Raw genomic sequence first — 15,179 nt, forward strand, 5'->3', positions numbered from 1 at the left:
GGGGTCATTACTGGTAACCGTGCATATTCGTTTTGGAGGAAGGACTGGCCAATAACGCCAGGCACTTGAGCGCGGCCAGTTGGGGGTACTGATCCCTGTGAAACCGCCATCGGTCATAGGCGTTCCAATAGCTCAGCGCTCTTTGAGCTGTCAGGCTTATGAATGCCGGATTGTCATGAGTGAATTGGACGTAAGCCTGTCGGAGTCCCGGCCGCTCAGTGAGCGTGATCTCGAAGAAATGCAGCAGATCACTGCCGATTTCGACGATGTATTCGCCGCAGAGCTGGACGACGAATGGAATCGTCCACGAAGCGTCCGCTTCTAGGAGCTGGCGGAGAGCCGCTTGGCGGATTCTCCCGTCACTATGTCTCGACATCCAGGCCGCAAGTACGAGTAGTTGCTCTGGGCTCAGTCCTTGAGTGCGATCAAACTCGGGCCACCCGTAGTAGATCCTGTACGGGATCTGAACCAACTCACCCTCGACGCGAATTCCGATGTGGGAGGACGACTGGCCATTTGTGTCTTGAATGAGAACGGACATCGTTGGGTGGTCTGGACGCGGCAGAGCACCCAGTGCAGCGTCGGCGTCCGCGCGAACCGCCGGAGGCACCGCACCGAGGAGAAGCGGATCGGTTATCGACGATTCATTCATTGGCTCATTAAAGCAAGCGCCTAGGCCCGCATCACCGAAATGGAACGTTGCCGCGATCGGTCGAGACCTTCTCACGAGGTCTCGTCCAGGATCTCGTGGCCAATCGTTTAGAAGGAGGTCCGAAAGCTCATGGCGCTGCGGAGGGAGGGTTGATCATGCGTTATTTGCCAAAAGTCCGATTTGCTGGTGACCGTGCGTTTTCGAGGGGGAACTACGCAATAGGCCGTGCTGCTCCTCGGCGTTGACGACGGTTCGCCCACTGGCTTCGCCGAGGTTTAGTCAGGCTTCCGGTGTTCGGCAGCCCAGACAGCCAAGGCAGCGCGGCTGTGCAGTCCCAGCTTTGTCAGGGCATGCGCAACGTGGTTCTCCACGGTTCGCGCCGAGAGCGAGAGCTGCCTCGCGATGGACGCGTTGCTGAGGCCTCTGCGTACAAGCTCAGCGATCTCGAATTCGCGGGGCGTGAGCATGTCCGGCTGCAGCACACCTTCGACGGCCCGGAGCTCCGCCGCGGCCTCAGCGAAGGAGAGCTTTTCCCCGGCCTCCCATGCGGCCGCGAAGCCCTGCGGTCCGAGCAGCAGCTCAGCGGACGACCGCACGTAGTCGAAGTCGGCAAGCGCAATCTCGTGGAATCTTCCGCCGGCTCCCTCTCTGCGGGTCGTCGCGGCGGCAGCTCGCACCGCCGTCGCCGGGTCCCGGGGCACAGTGAGCGCCGCGAGACGGGCGAGCGCGACTCCGCGGTAGGAGATATCGCCCACCCGGGCGAAGGCTTCCACCCCTTCGAAAAGCCTTGCCCGGCCCCTGGCAGGGCGGCCCCGATTCGACTCGGCAAGACCCAGGTACGTGAGGATCTGCCCCTGCGCCCAGAGGTCCCCCGCGTAAACGGCAAGGTCCAAAGCCCGAATGAGGATGCCTATTGCCTCCTCGTCGCGATGTGCCCACACCGCCGCCATTCCCCGCATACCGATGGCCCTGCTCTGTCCGGCTACATCACCGAGCCCTGTATATACGTCCAGAGCCGCCTCACACGACTCGATACAACCTTCGGTGTCTTTGGCAAGACAGCGGGCGATGGCCTGATAGAAGAAGGCGGCGCCTGCCCCTGCCGAACCTGGTTCAAGAATGGCAAGCGCCTCCGCAGCCAGCCGGTTCCCGGCCTCGGTCTCCTGGCGCGAGGTGTGGCAGACGGAAGCCGTTACCAGACCTTGGGCCCGCGCATCATCGTGGACTGGATGGCGTTGCAGAAGACTAGAGGCGCGGGAAAGCCCTTCGTCCTGGGCATAGCGGAACCACAGTTCGCGCGTTGCACCCATGACCTCAAGGCCCTCGGCAGGTGCGGCAACGACCGCGAAGTCGAGAGCCGCCCGGAGGTCCGGTAGGCGATCGACGGCTTGCCCGTTGCGTGAGCTCTCCATCACGCTCAGTGGCCTGTCGGCGCTGAACTCTGCGGCGATCCACGCAAGGTGGCGCCTCTGCACCTCCTCGAGCCGTTCACTGTCGAGCCCTTCCCGAGCGAACTCCCGCAAGCTCTCAAGAAGTCGGAAGACCGTGTGGCCTGCAGCGTCGAAGGACGGCTGGAGCAGGGATCGGGCCACGAGGTCTTCGAGGGCCTCCAGCGACGCACCCGCGACGGCGGCCGCCGCACGCGCGTCGAACGGGCTCGCGAAGACGGCGCACGCCTCGAACGCGGCGCGCTCGTGCTCCCCAAGTGGGTCCACACTTGTAGCGATGCAGGCTCTCAGGCTGCGGTGGCGGGCCGGTCCTGTGGAAGATCCGGACCCAAGCACATGCAAGGGGTGTTCGAGTAGGGGCAGCATCTCCGCCGGCGTCATGACGGACATGCGAGCAGCTGCCAACTCAAGGGCCAGCGGCAGCCGGTCCAGACGTGCGCACAGTTCGCGGGAGGCGGAGCGGGATTCCGAGGAAACCGTAAGTGACGGCCGAACTGCCTGCGCGCGCTCCCAGAAGAGAGCCTCTGCGTCGTCGTCCAGCATGGGCCCCACCGGGACGATACGCTCACCCGAAATGCGCAGCGGCTCTCGGGTCGTAACCAGAACAGTACAGTCCAAGGCGCCCTCCAGGAGCTCGGCCACAAGGGCAGCCGTCTCCTCAAGGACATGCTCCGTGTTGTCCAGGATGAGGAGTACGCGCTCCCCGCCGTCGAGCCACCACAGGATCGCGTTGACGGCGCCCTCCCTCTTGACACCGCGAAGGCCCACCGCCTCCGCGACGGATAGCGCGACTGGGGCTCCTTTTGGAATTCGGGTGAGGTCCACGAATACCGGATGACCAAAGCGATCGCCGGCGGCGCTCACCGCGGTGAGTGCGATGCGTGTCTTCCCGACACCCCCGGGGCCGGCCAGCGTCACGAGGCGGCTCGACAGGAGAGCGTTATTGATGGCGGCTAGTTCGTCGACGCGGCCTATGAAGCTGCTGGGAGACGCCGGGAGACGCCCCGGCGAACGCGCCCTAGGTCCCAGGGCATGGGTTCTCCTGGCCATGCCATCAGTATCTGCGGCAGGGGAGAAGTGTGTCTATCCCCCCTAAATGAGTAGGCACTTGAGTAGCCGCCCCGATGTCTCGGCCAGCAGTCGAGACCTACTGTAAAGGCATCAGAAAGGGCACACAGACCGTAAGGAGCCCACCATGTACGCCACAACACCAACCCCGGCGCGAACACCCGCCCCGCCGACAATCCATGAGCGGGCGGCGATCACATGGACCGCCATCTTTCCGCTCGTCGCGCTCAGCCAGTGGGCGCTCACACCGTTGATCGGGCCATGGCCGGCTGTGCTCCGGGCCCTGGCAATCACGCTCATCGTGGTCCCCGTAGCCGTATACGTCGTCGTCCCCCGCTTGATTGCCGCGTATCTCCGGCTTGCACGCCGGCAGTGATGCTTCGCAGCCGGGGGCACCGAGCGGAGGAGAATCGGATCAATTGTCGACGGTTCGTTCATTGGCTCATTGAAGCAGCGCCCAACCCTCATCACCGAAATGGGTGTCACCGCGAACGTTCAGCGACCGATCGTGCCCTTCTTAGCGGATCTCGTCGATGATCTCGTGGGGCCAATCCTTGAGTAGGAGGTCCGAAGCGTCTTTGCGGGGACTGCTTACGCTGTATGGCGTTTACTCGGAGCCTCTGACGGCTAGCGCGACGGGTGCTCCCAGCAAGCCCCATGGATTGATGGCGTAGGCCAGGTAGCTTGTAGAGCGCAAATCTGCGTATTCAGGTTCCCACCAAACGGAGTAGGCGCGTTGGAGCTCGTCGGGGTGGATGGATACCCAGACTTCGAAGGTGATTCGTTGGCCGCCAACCAGTTGGACGGGCAAGAGCGCCCCTCACGAACGGTCCAAGGTCTGGGATCTGCATCATTACCGTGGTGTTGGGGTTCCCGTGGCTCAACCAGGCTCCGGTGCAGATGCTGGTCTGGGCTGTCGCTGCGCCCACATATATAGCAATTGGCAGTTGTCTCTTGGATGCTTCTATATTCGTCAAGCTGCAGGCCCCGCCACCTCGTCCACAAGAAGTACGGTAGGCAGTAGCGCGCAGTGTGGTAGCAAGTTGGGGGATGTCGGGATGAATAAGAAGCGCCAGCTGGGTATATCCATAGGGCTAATCGGCGTCGCAGTCCTATTGGTCAGATTCCTAGTTCAACTTGACGAAGCCCTTAGCTACCCGGACGGTCTAAAGGTTCTCGGGGTTGCCCTGCTGATCATGGCGATTGTCATACCGCCATGGTTGGTGTGGCTGTTCTATAAAGCGAGAACGTTCAAGACGTGGCTGCAGCTAAACCATCCCGGAGGCTTGGTCGTCGACACCTTTTGGACAGGAAAGGAACTCGGAAGGTTCCTCAAGAAGGGCCCGTTGACTTCAAAGACGAAGGGGACGGGGTTCATCCTCGATTTGATTGCAGATGCCCGTGGCCTACAGTTGGTCCGACAACGAAGGCAACCTGTGTTTTTCGGTTTGGTGCCGTGGGGGCAGGTCGTTTCAGTAAGAATGGAAACACTCAGGAGGCCATTGAGTCGCCGTCCAATGTTGGTCATCGAGATCGATTCGTGGAACACACCCTACGTCGCAGTCGTTCGGCTGGTGCCATCCGGAAGGCAAAACCGGGAGACCGGAATGGAGCTTGCCGACATGATCTTGGCGAAGAAGCCTCGGATTCCTAAGAGATAGCTTTTCGTTTCGACTAGGTTGGTCAGTCCTTGACGAGCCTCTCCAGGCTTGAAGCTTTTAGTGAGGCTTCTTCGACCTTCCAGTAGGGGCGGGTTCGAGTCGCACCGATATGGGTTCAGGGCTCCTATCGCTGGCCAGAGTTCGGTATATCTGAGGTGGCAGAGGCTGGGCTGAGTGCATAGCGCTGCAGAGGAGCGTTGATTCTGCGTTGGGTGCCAATATCCCGATTTACTGGTGACCGCTCATATTCGATGTGGAACTATTCTGTGGTCTGCCCGCGGATACTGGCCGATACTGCACCCTGCGCTCTGAACCGCGCGGCCGGTGGACATGTGGCGGCGCCGCCTACCTCGGGCATGGCTGACCTTCGACGATCTTGCTGAACTGCGGCGCGTGGGATGCGGCTCCTCCTGAGGGCAGAGCTAGTCAGCGGAACATATATTGTGCAATCGAAGCAATGTATATGACTGCGAGCCCGTGCCCTACTACCCAAGCCGCCGACTGCGGCCGCTTTGCCGAGAAAAGTCTGGATCTCTCCGCTTCTTCTCTGCCCTTACGATCTAGATGTTCCAGGCGCAACGGTTTTAGGCCGTAGATTACGAGCGCAACCATCAGTGCCCCAAAGGCCGCGTACGCAAGTGCGGGTAGCCCCTGATAGGACGTCATCGAAGGCAGGGCAAAAATGATCGCCGCGGCGGCGACAAGGAACGCCAAGTGTACCGCCTCAAAGGCGATCTCGCCCTTACCACCGGCTTTGATAGCCATACGGTGTCGCCCAGCCCAGCTGAGGTTGTAGCCCAAGAGCAAGAGGTACACATATATCGAAACCTGTGTCATCTGCAGTACTTTCGCGCGTAATTGAATGCATCATAGCCAGCAGGCGAAACTTATCCGGTCCACGCCTCAGAGCGAGAATTTGCAGATTCGGGACGCCTTGCGTGCGTCCAGGAGTTGGATTCCGATTTCCCTGAAGCGCTCCATGGGCGTGTTTGGGTGGATGTGTTGCCCGGGCCGGGGCCGGGAAACAGCGTCCAGGCCGGGGGAGAGGCCCAGATCTTGGCACTACCGGTTGAACCTGCCGTTCAGCGCAGTGTCGGAAACCAAAGTGCTGGGTTCGGAGGAAACGGGTCCAGCCTGTCGGTCATGTTGGGGCGGCGGCGTTCCAGCCAAGCAGCGAGGATCTCCGCCGACCATTCAGACACCGTCAGGGCGCTGCAGCGTTTCGGGGGAGACCCTTTCATGGCCTTGCCATAGCAGACCTGTAGCACTCCGTACTTGCCGAATTCCCGGGCGTGCGGGTTCCTGGCAAAGTCCACGGTCTGCAGGTGTCTGACCTCATTGCGTCGCAGCCCCCAACAGTAGGCCACCTTGAACAGGACAGAACCGCGGTAGGTCGGCAGCCAGCCCTTACGGCCCAGAGTCGTGATCCGGTCCACCGAGTCATCGGCCCGGTCAAACAAAGCTGCCTAGTGAACCGGCGCCGGTCAGGAGCAGACGCCGTCGCCTGCAAATGGACCGCGGTGTTCCAGTCAAGACAGCCTGCGAAGCCGAGGGGGGGCGGGCAAGGGGGCGACGAGGTGCTGCAATCAACCGCTACTTTACATAATGTAGATTATCGGCGTTATAAATACGGGAGTAGAAGGGGCTTACCTGCATCAAGCCGGACTGACGGCGCGCTGCCACTATCAGGCCGGCGATGTCCGTGCGCTCGGGCGGCAATGTCGGCTCCTGGTGTTGAAGTCTTCGATAAATTTTTCGAAAGTCTTGTCTACGAGTAGCTTGCAGAAATATCCACCAAACCGCGGACTGGCTTTAAAAATTAAAGTCGGTATGGTGATTGCTAGATAGCGTTCAGAAAGGCGTGATTCCTGTGGCCGGTAAGTCCCCCAGAAATATTAGTGCCAAAAAATCGGGAAAATCGATTCTTGAAAAAAGAGCCGCGAAAAAGGCAAAAATTGATACCAGCGAAAATCTCTTCCAAAAGCCGCGTAAAAACCAAAGGTGACGCGTCGCGCTTAGGGTCAGTGTTGTTAGTGGATCTGGCACACGGGCACGACGCGGTCTAAATCGCGGCCAAGTCTATGTAAAAGTTTGCCCCGAGCGGTCACTTGGTCATTCCCAGGAGGGGCGGGTTTGAAGCCCTGGGAATGCCGGTCGCCCAGACGTGGAAGGGATGAATTATGTATCGGAAACGCAATGCCCTGATTATCCCAGCTCCCCTCAGGCAGCCCGTCCGCGTCGAAAGAATCGATGCGGCCCTGCCTACCATGCAGAGGCTGGTTGAAGGAAACGTTGAAGCAATTACCTGGAACGATTGGTACGTCTATTTGAACGATGAGGCAGGGTCTATTCCCCTGCGACTGAATGCCCGGGCCGAGGTGTTGCTGCGCGAAGCAGGCTTGGATATTGCACAGCCCGTTAGTGGGACCGCCGTTCTACTTGGCCATGACGACAACGGCGAGGAGTTAGATGCACCCCCTCACTTGCTCCGGCTGGCCGAGCAACTTTTCGATGCCGCTCTTGCCGCGTAGCCAAAAGAGCTAGCTGCCCCTTAGAAGTCGGTCAGTGGCTAACGGCCCCTACGGATGGAACACCATCCGTAGGGGCCGTTCTGGTGGGTCCAGGCAAGTTCACTGGCCACACTCCCACCAGTAAGCCCTCTTAGCCAAAAGCGTCCGCTACTCCCCCAGCATTCGGTCCCTGGTTATCAGCAACAGCGCGCCGAAGCCGTTGTTAGCGCTAACGCGTTGACAATGTGGCCTTCATCACTCATGCTTGGGATAACGATTTCCTGTCCAGTTCGCCCGCGCCTTAGTCATGTGGGGAACGGGCCCTTTCCCCACCTTTCGTACCACCTCAAAGGAGAGACATATGAAGTTCACACATCGCAGGCGGGTCACTTTGAGTGCTGCCGTCCTAGCCTCAGCCGCTTTACTTTCGGCATGCGGCGGGGGCTCTGCCTCACCGGCAGCCCCAGAGGCCCGGTCGGGCCCGGTCACGATTGACGTGTGGGGTTGGAATGCCGAAACGGGTAAGCAGATAGCGGACGCGTTCAACGCCGCACAGAGCGATGTTAAGGTCAACTACGTTCTCCAGGCCTCCAACACCGCTACCCAAACAAATTTCCGGAATGCCATGGAAGCCAAGAGCGATGTTCCATGCCTGGTTCAGGGTTTCGCGCCGTTGACCACGATGGTGGTCAACGGCTGGGCCCAGGACATCACTGACGCTGTCACTCCTACCGAGGACATCTACAACGACGGTGCCAAGGCCGCGGCTAAGGTGAATGACCGCTACTACGGTCTTCCCTCCGGGTCTGACGGGCAGTTCATGATCGTCAACAAGGACACGTACGACAAGTACGGAGTGAAGATACCCACCACATGGCAGGAATTCGTGGACGCCGGCAAAATCTTCAAAGCCAACGGCGTTGACGTCACCAACCTCGCCGGTGAGGACCCGAGTACCCTGATGAACCTGGCCCAGCAGGGCGGCGCGGAGTGGTTCGCGATAGACGGGGACAAATGGAAGGTCAACTTTACCGACAAGGCCACGATGGCGGCGGCCGACATCATTCAGCAACTTATCGACAACGACTTCGTCTCAAACCAGACCTATAAAGATCGTCCTGCCCTGTACTCGTACTTCGACTCAGGCAAGATGGCCTCCACAACCACGCAATGGTGGTCGCTAACTGGCTACAAAACGAACTTTCCCGCCACGTCAGGCCACTGGGAGGCAGTGGAGATCCCGCAATTCAGTTCCGACAAGAAGGCTACTCCAGGCCGATCGACTCCAAGCTTTGTCCCCGTTGGCTGCGACTCCCCCGAAGCTGTGGTCACGTACGCAGACTGGCTGGCCACGCCCGAAGGTATCCAGGCGGGCAAAAACCCCAAGACTGGTTCCGTAGGCCTGCCTTCCTCCCTGAAGGACCCGTCCCCGTACGTCAAGGATGTCATCCCTAAGGGCTTCTTCGTCGACGACACGAAAGCTGCAGAAGTCATGGTGGAGGCCCAGAAGGCTACCGTAGGCAAATTTGAGCTGGGACCGAACTACGATGCGTGGTTCCCGGAGTTGCAGGATCAATGGGGCAAGGCCGTGGCCGGCCAGATCAAGTTGAGCGAAGCACTGAAGAATGTCCAGAACTTCGTGACCTCGGACCTGGAAAAGAAGGGCATCTCATTCACCACCGGCAGCTAACGGCTGTGGTGCATTGAGAGCAGGAGGACTTCATGACAGCAACTATCCAGGCAGCAGCCAAGCGACGCCGGTCCCCTCGTGGAAACACAACCCGGAAGAAAAACAGCGGTGGAACGGGCGGGCCAGCCCTCCGGGCACGATCCGGGTGGCGCGTAAAGCAAGACCTGAAAGGTGCGTCCCTTAGTCTGCCTTTCCTCCTCGGGTTTGCTTTATTTACCCTCATCCCAGTCGCGATGGCGCTCAAGGAAAGCGTTTTTGCGACCAAGACGTCCGGGCTCGGCTTCGGCAAGGCAACGTCAACCTTTGTTGGCTTTGACAACTTTGCCGAAGCCCTCGTGGACACGTCCTTCTGGGCTGGAATGTTTCGCGTGTTCATCTACGCGATCATCGTCGTTCCGCTTGGCCAGTTGGCCAGCCTCGCGATGGCTTTGGTGCTCGACGGCGTCCGGCGGCGGGTGGCGGCGCGGTTCAGGATCGTGCTGCTGCTCCCCTACATGGTCCCAGGGCTGGTGGCCACCATGGTCTGGATTTTTCTCTACAGCCCCGTTGTCGGACCACTGAGTGATTTCCTCCAGGTGTTTGGGGTCCAGGTAAATTTCTTCGCCGGCAACACCATATGGTCCTCAATCGGGAACCTGGCAATCTGGGGCGGCATCGGGTTCAACATGCTCATCATGTACGGCTCCCTTCAGTCGATCCCCCATGAAATTTTTGAAGCCGCCCGGATCGACGGCGCCGGGGAACTGCGAATCGCCATGGACATTAAGGTGCCGTTCCTTCGGGGCTCCCTCGTTCTGACAAGCCTGCTGGCAATCATCGGAACCCTCCAGATCTTCAACGAGCCGCTTCTCTTCCGAGCCGTGACTCCGGAGACCATAACCAAGGACTTCACGCCCGCCATGATGATCTACAACCAGGCCTTCCAAGTGGGAAACATCAACTACGCCACGGCGCTCTCAATCGTGCTGGGAGTCGTGGTGGGCATCGTTTCGACCATCATTTACCGTTTTACGAACAGGATCGAGTCATGACCCAGGCATCATTGCGGCCCGCGGTGAGCGGGACAGTCCATGAAGGAGTAGGCGCGTCCCACACTGCTCGTTTCCCCCGCAAGCGGAGGCGAAATCCAAATGTACAGCGATCCGCGAACGAGGCTGTGGGAGTCTCCCGCTGGGTCATGCTGGGAATTCTGGCTTTCCTGGCCGTCTACTCCGCGGGCCCGCTGTGGTGGCTCATCGTGGCATCGACGAAGTCGAAAGAAGAGCTGTACACAACCAACGGCATGTGGTTTGGGGAATTCAGTCTCCTGGACAACCTCTCGGACCTTTTCACTTATCAGGACGGCATCTTCGCCCGATGGCTCTGGAACACCGTGGTCTACGCCACGCTGGGCTCAGTCGGGTTGACGTTGGTTGCCTTGGCAGCAGGTTATGCCATCGCCAAGTACCGCTATTTAGGGCGAGGGTTCACCATGGGCCTCATTATCGCTTCGTTCCTCATTCCTGGAACCCTCATGATCGTCCCCTCCTTTGTGCTGTTCACACAGATGGGTATCTACGACACGATCTGGGCCATGATCCTCCCCGGCATGTTTGGCTCATTTTCCGTCTACTTGGCGAAGGTATACGCCGAGGGAGCAGTCCCCAGTGAGCTCATGGAGGCAGCCAGGATCGACGGAGCTGGTGAGTACAGGATCTTCTTCTCCCTCGGTCTCAGGCTCATGACAACTGCAGGCGCAACAATATTTCTCCTTCACTTTGTGGCTTCCTGGAACACGTTCATGTGGCCTCTGGTCTTCCTCAAGGGCGCAGACAAATGGCCTGTGATGCTCGGACTCTATTCATGGCTCGAGCGTGGAACTGACAGTCAGTATGACCTGACCGGTCTCGTGATCACGGGATCACTCATCTCCACGATTCCCATGGTCGTCCTCATGATCGCCATGCAACGCTATTGGCGCTCAGGCGTGACCATGGGAAGCCTGAAGTAGGAGCCTTCGCGACAGAAGCGCCCACCACGAAATCCCCTCAGTGGACACGGTCCGCCTGATCCGGGATGAGGCTGCCGACCCCGCGCATCACCGGCCCCTTGCTGCTGTCCGGGTTGGTGTACGCCTTGGTGGTGCATGGATACGGCTCACTACGCTGTGGTTTGGGGTCGATGAACATTGGCGTGATCAACCACTTGCCGTCCTCGTTGTCGTACGCGCGGCACATGATTTCGGCATTGTTCCGGTTCACCACCAGCCTGGCTTCGGTGGCGTCGCCAACGAAGGTTACGTCTGTGCCGGAGTCACCGGCGGCCAGGATCTGGCGGCGTTCGGCAGGCAGCTGCTCAAAGGCTGAAGGACCCTCGACGCCGAAGATCACCTGATTGGCCCAGCAACGTTTTCCTTCGATGTAGGTCATGACGGAATCTTCGCCGTCGGGTATTCCGCCGCAGCCTTTCAGGTGGGACGTTTGGATGCCGTCCTCGTATACGCTGCGGACGCCCACGACGTGCCCGGCGTCGATGCCGACGTCGCCGGCCCAGGCCTTGACTACCGGCTCGGGCGATGCGGACACCACCCAGGCTTCGAAGCCGTGTGCCTGAAGGACACTGATGAGGTCCTTCATCTGTGGGTAAATCCGGATGTAACCGTCCACCTGCTGGCTTCCAACCATCTGCATGCTGCCTTGTGCTGCGGACAGGTTCTCCTGCTTCATCGCGAGGGCGAACTGGCCGAGCTGCTCCTCGGTATATCCTGCAGAGAGAGCCGTACCCCAGGCGTAGGCGCCTATGAGGTGGCGGGCATTGAAGCCCTCAAATGCCGGTTCGCCGGAACGTGTCTTGTCCTCAAGGATGGCGAGGATTTCATCGGCGCAGTCAATGTTGCTGCTGGTCTTGAGAGGTTGGCCTGCGGGAGTGTCAGTGCCGCAGGCTGCTGTCAGCGCCTTCGCTGCCGCATCTGTAAGGTAGCGGTTTGTGCTTTTCCAGTCCTTGTTCGCCGGTTGCAGGACTTTGTCGTGCCGCAGCATCCAAAAGTTCGTGCCGTAACCGATGTCGTTCTTCACCACGGTGTTGTCCCAGTCAAAGATCGCCACTCGAGGTTGGTCTCCGCGGGCTGTTCCGGTGCAGCTGCTGTGCGCGTCGATGGTCTTTTGTAGTTGTTCCCGGACCTCATCCGGCCACGTCAGTTTGGCGTCAAGTTGGCGGCACTCAGCTGCTGGCTCAATGCCGGTTGCAAGTGGCGTGGCGCACGACGTGGCCGACATGAGGATCGCCACTGCCGCCACAGTGGTCGCAAACCGGAAATGGTGCTTCCGGCGAGATTCCTTCGCGTGGGTGTTGTCACCCTTGACCAAGCCTGACGAAAATGTGGACATGCTTCCCCCTGCGCTCAAGATCTTTAATGGTCTGTAAATAGTCCAAATCTTGAGTAAGTGTGGGTCACATCACAGGGAATAGTCAAGCAATCCCTTAAAAATCTTACTTGAGAAGCGGCTATTAGACGGCTTCGCAACAAGCTGGATTGGCGTCTTTTCAGGCCAATCGAGTGTCAAGCCCGACGTAAGCAGCCAGGTGCTTGCCGGTCAGCGTCGAGCGGTCAGACACCAAGTCAGCTGGCGTGCCAGAGAAAACAATTTTGCCGCCGTCGTGTCCGGCGCCGGGACCGAGATCGATGATCCAGTCGGCATGTGCCATGACGGCCTGGTGATGTTCGATGACAATGACTGACTTTCCTGACTCCACCAAACGATCCAGCATCCCGAGCAGATTCTGGACATCGGCCAGGTGAAGGCCTGTGGTCGGCTCGTCCAGGATGTAGATGTCGCCCTTCTCCGACATTTGCGTGGCAAGCTTGAGCCGCTGGCGTTCCCCACCGGACAGTGTGGTGAGCGGCTGGCCAAGCGTCAGGTAACCAAGCCCGACGTCGGCAAGGCGGTCCAGGATCTTGTGGGCGGCCGGTGTGCGTGCTTCGCCTTCGCTGAAGAAGATCCCAGCCTCGTTGACAGACATTGCAAGCACGTCTGCAATATTGCGGCCACCAAGCCTGTACTCCAGTACGGATGCCTGGAAGCGCTTCCCTTCACATTCCTCGCACGTTGACTCCACAGTGGCCATGACGCCCAGGTCCGTGTAAATGACCCCGGCGCCGTTGCAGGTGGGGCAAGCGCCTTCGGAATTGGAGCTGAAAAGTGCCGGTTTCACGTTGTTGGCCTTGGCGAATGCCTTGCGGATGGGCTCAAGGAGTCCGGTGTAGGTTGCAGGATTGCTTCGGCGGGAACCCCGGATTGCACCTTGGTCGATTACCAGGACACCGTCACGTTTGGCTACGGACCCGTGAATGAGCGAGCTCTTGCCCGATCCGGCCACCCCGGTGAGCACACACAGCACGCCCAATGGAATATCAACATCCACGTTTTGAAGGTTGTTGGTGGAGGCGCCACGGACTTCAAGTGTGCCGGAGGCGGAACGAACCTGCTCCTTGATGGATGCGCGATCGTCGAGGTGGCGTCCAGTGATGGTGTCGCTCCCTCGCAGCCCGTCCAGATCGCCTTCGAAACAGACGGTGCCGCCGCCTGTGCCCGCACCCGGACCCAGATCCACCACGTGGTCAGCGATCGCAATCGTTTCAGGCTTGTGCTCGACTACCAGGACAGTGTTGCCTTTATCCCGCAACTGCAGCAGCAACTGATTCATGCGCTCGATGTCATGCGGGTGCAACCCTATGGTTGGCTCGTCGAAGACGTACGTGATGTCAGTCAGGGATGAGCCCAGATGCCGGATCATCTTGGTTCGCTGCGCCTCTCCCCCGGACAATGTACCGGCAGGCCGATCGAGGGAAAGATATCCGAGGCCTATCCCGGCGAAGGAGTCCAGGAGGTGCTGTAGTCCCTTGAGAAGCGGCGCCACTGAAGGCTCATTGATTTCACGGATCCACAAAGCAAGGTCACTGATCTGCATCTTGCACACATCCGCAATGCTCTTGCCGCTGATTTTGGAAGAACGTGCCTCCGGGCTCAACCTGGTGCCTTCACACTCCGGACAGGTGGTGAAAGTGATGGCCCGCTCCACGAAGGCGCGGATGTGTGGTTGAAGTGCGTCAACGTCCTTTGAGAGTATCGATTTCTGGATTTTGGGGATGACACCTTCGTAGGTGAGGTTGATGCCTTCGACCTTGATTTTGGTGGGTTCCCGGTACAGGAGGTCGTGGAGCTCCTTCTTGGTGAACTTGGCAATTGGCTTGTCCATATTGAAGTAGCCTGATCCGCTGAAGATCCGGCCATACCAGCCATCCATCGTGTACCCGGGAATCGTGAGCGCGCCCTCGTTCAAGGACTTGGTGTCGTCGTAGAGCGCGGTGAGATCGAAATCGTTGACCGAGCCCATTCCCTCACAGCGTGAGCACATGCCGCCCAGGCGGTTGAAGCTGGCCTTCTCCGTCTTGGTTTTGCCCTCGCCGCGGTCGACGGTGATGGCCCCGCTGGCCTTAACGGTGGGCACGTTGAATGAGTACGCGTTCGGCGACCCGATGTGGGGCTGCCCGAGCCGGCTGTAGAGAATGCGGAGCATGGCATTGGCATCTGTCGCAGTGCCCACGGTTGAGCGCGGATTCGAGCCCATCCTCTCCTGGTCCACGATGATGGCCGTTGTCAGGCCTTCCAGCATGTCCACATCCGGCCGTGACAACGAAGGCATGAAGCCCTGAACAAAAGCGCTGTATGTCTCATTGATCATCCGCTGGGATTCTGCGGCGATGGTTGCAAAGACCAAAGAACTCTTGCCCGAGCCGGAGACACCCGTGAACACAGTGAGACGACGTTTGGGGATCTCTACGCTGATGTCCTTGAGGTTGTTCTCGCGCGCACCCTGCACCCGAATGAGGTCGTGGGTGTCTGCTACGTGCGACGCAGCAGACTGCGTGTCGGTGCTCGTGGCAATGCTCATGATTTCTCCATCTTTAGGCACCATCTGTTGGTCGGCGCTGCCCAAAAGCTCGGCGGCCCGCCTGGCCCGGACCGGCCAGCCTCGGTCAGTACGTAAAATTCTCGTTCGTCGTCGCGAAAGCGGCAACGGTCATTGTCCACACTAACGGCCTGCGCTGCATGCCTTCGGGAGGACGCGAATCCTGAACCACTCCAACCATTGTCATCAGCTGCGGACTCA

13 protein-coding genes are annotated in these 15,179 nt (G+C 59.5%); 6 read left to right on the forward strand and 7 right to left on the reverse strand.

The window, feature by feature from the left end; translation table 11 throughout:
• Nucleotides 1-7: 7 nt before the first annotated feature.
• Together AB4Z15_RS14295 and AB4Z15_RS14300 are read right to left on the reverse strand one after the other, a co-directional pair.
• Entirely contained in the window at nucleotides 8-652 is a 645-nt protein-coding gene (locus tag AB4Z15_RS14295; RefSeq protein ID WP_442017789.1) for a hypothetical protein, read from the reverse strand.
• 275 nt (nucleotides 653-927) lie between these two features.
• Entirely contained in the window at nucleotides 928-3,150 is a 2,223-nt protein-coding gene (locus tag AB4Z15_RS14300; RefSeq protein WP_442017790.1) for an ATP-binding protein, read from the reverse strand.
• A gap of 145 nt (nucleotides 3,151-3,295) precedes the next feature.
• Between AB4Z15_RS14300 and AB4Z15_RS14305 the strand changes: the two genes are divergently transcribed.
• On the forward strand, nucleotides 3,296-3,544 hold the full coding sequence (locus AB4Z15_RS14305) for a hypothetical protein (RefSeq protein ID WP_442017791.1): 249 nt from the start codon (nucleotides 3,296-3,298) through the stop codon (nucleotides 3,542-3,544).
• Between the two features lie 231 nt (nucleotides 3,545-3,775).
• On the opposite strand, the gene AB4Z15_RS14310 is transcribed toward AB4Z15_RS14305, so the two are convergent.
• Nucleotides 3,776-3,979, reverse strand: coding sequence for a hypothetical protein (locus tag AB4Z15_RS14310; RefSeq protein ID WP_442017792.1), 204 nt, complete (start codon nucleotides 3,977-3,979; stop codon nucleotides 3,776-3,778).
• Between the two features lie 247 nt (nucleotides 3,980-4,226).
• Between AB4Z15_RS14310 and AB4Z15_RS14315 the strand changes: the two genes are divergently transcribed.
• A complete protein-coding gene (locus tag AB4Z15_RS14315; protein WP_442017793.1) occupies nucleotides 4,227-4,829 on the forward strand; it encodes a hypothetical protein in 603 nt (200 codons plus the stop codon).
• Between the two features lie 426 nt (nucleotides 4,830-5,255).
• Here the strand turns inward: AB4Z15_RS14315 and AB4Z15_RS14320 are convergent, their stop codons facing one another.
• Together AB4Z15_RS14320 and AB4Z15_RS14325 are read right to left on the reverse strand one after the other, a co-directional pair.
• Nucleotides 5,256-5,594, reverse strand: a complete 339-nt coding sequence (locus tag AB4Z15_RS14320; RefSeq protein WP_442017794.1) for a hypothetical protein — start codon at nucleotides 5,592-5,594, stop codon at nucleotides 5,256-5,258.
• 317 nt (nucleotides 5,595-5,911) lie between these two features.
• A complete protein-coding gene (locus tag AB4Z15_RS14325) occupies nucleotides 5,912-6,289 on the reverse strand; it encodes a hypothetical protein (protein WP_442017795.1) in 378 nt (125 codons plus the stop codon).
• Between the two features lie 720 nt (nucleotides 6,290-7,009).
• Between AB4Z15_RS14325 and AB4Z15_RS14330 the strand changes: the two genes are divergently transcribed.
• The 4 genes from AB4Z15_RS14330 to AB4Z15_RS14345 all read left to right on the forward strand — a co-directional run bounded on the left by AB4Z15_RS14330 (nucleotide 7,010) and on the right by AB4Z15_RS14345 (nucleotide 11,019).
• On the forward strand, nucleotides 7,010-7,360 hold the full coding sequence (locus AB4Z15_RS14330) for a DUF3846 domain-containing protein (protein ID WP_442017796.1): 351 nt from the start codon (nucleotides 7,010-7,012) through the stop codon (nucleotides 7,358-7,360).
• Nucleotides 7,361-7,700: 340 nt separating this feature from the next.
• A complete protein-coding gene (locus AB4Z15_RS14335) occupies nucleotides 7,701-9,029 on the forward strand; it encodes an ABC transporter substrate-binding protein (RefSeq protein WP_442017797.1) in 1,329 nt (442 codons plus the stop codon).
• A 32-nt stretch (nucleotides 9,030-9,061) separates the two neighbouring features.
• On the forward strand, nucleotides 9,062-10,060 hold the full coding sequence (locus AB4Z15_RS14340; protein WP_442017798.1) for a carbohydrate ABC transporter permease: 999 nt from the start codon (nucleotides 9,062-9,064) through the stop codon (nucleotides 10,058-10,060).
• Nucleotides 10,057-11,019, forward strand: a complete 963-nt coding sequence (locus AB4Z15_RS14345) for a carbohydrate ABC transporter permease (protein WP_442017799.1) — start codon at nucleotides 10,057-10,059, stop codon at nucleotides 11,017-11,019. The genes AB4Z15_RS14340 and AB4Z15_RS14345 overlap by 4 nt, the downstream gene beginning before the upstream one ends.
• A gap of 37 nt (nucleotides 11,020-11,056) precedes the next feature.
• On the opposite strand, the gene AB4Z15_RS14350 is transcribed toward AB4Z15_RS14345, so the two are convergent.
• Complete coding sequence (locus AB4Z15_RS14350) at nucleotides 11,057-12,394, reverse strand: haloacid dehalogenase-like hydrolase (RefSeq protein ID WP_442017800.1); 1,338 nt, start codon at nucleotides 12,392-12,394, stop codon at nucleotides 11,057-11,059.
• A 157-nt stretch (nucleotides 12,395-12,551) separates the two neighbouring features.
• On the reverse strand, nucleotides 12,552-14,960 hold the full coding sequence (locus AB4Z15_RS14355) for an ATP-binding cassette domain-containing protein (protein WP_442017801.1): 2,409 nt from the start codon (nucleotides 14,958-14,960) through the stop codon (nucleotides 12,552-12,554).
• Between the last annotated feature and the right edge of the window lie 219 nt (nucleotides 14,961-15,179).

The organism is Paenarthrobacter sp. 2TAF44 (assembly GCF_052114885.1).
In the GTDB taxonomy this organism is placed as follows: Bacteria; Actinomycetota; Actinomycetes; order Actinomycetales; family Micrococcaceae; genus Arthrobacter.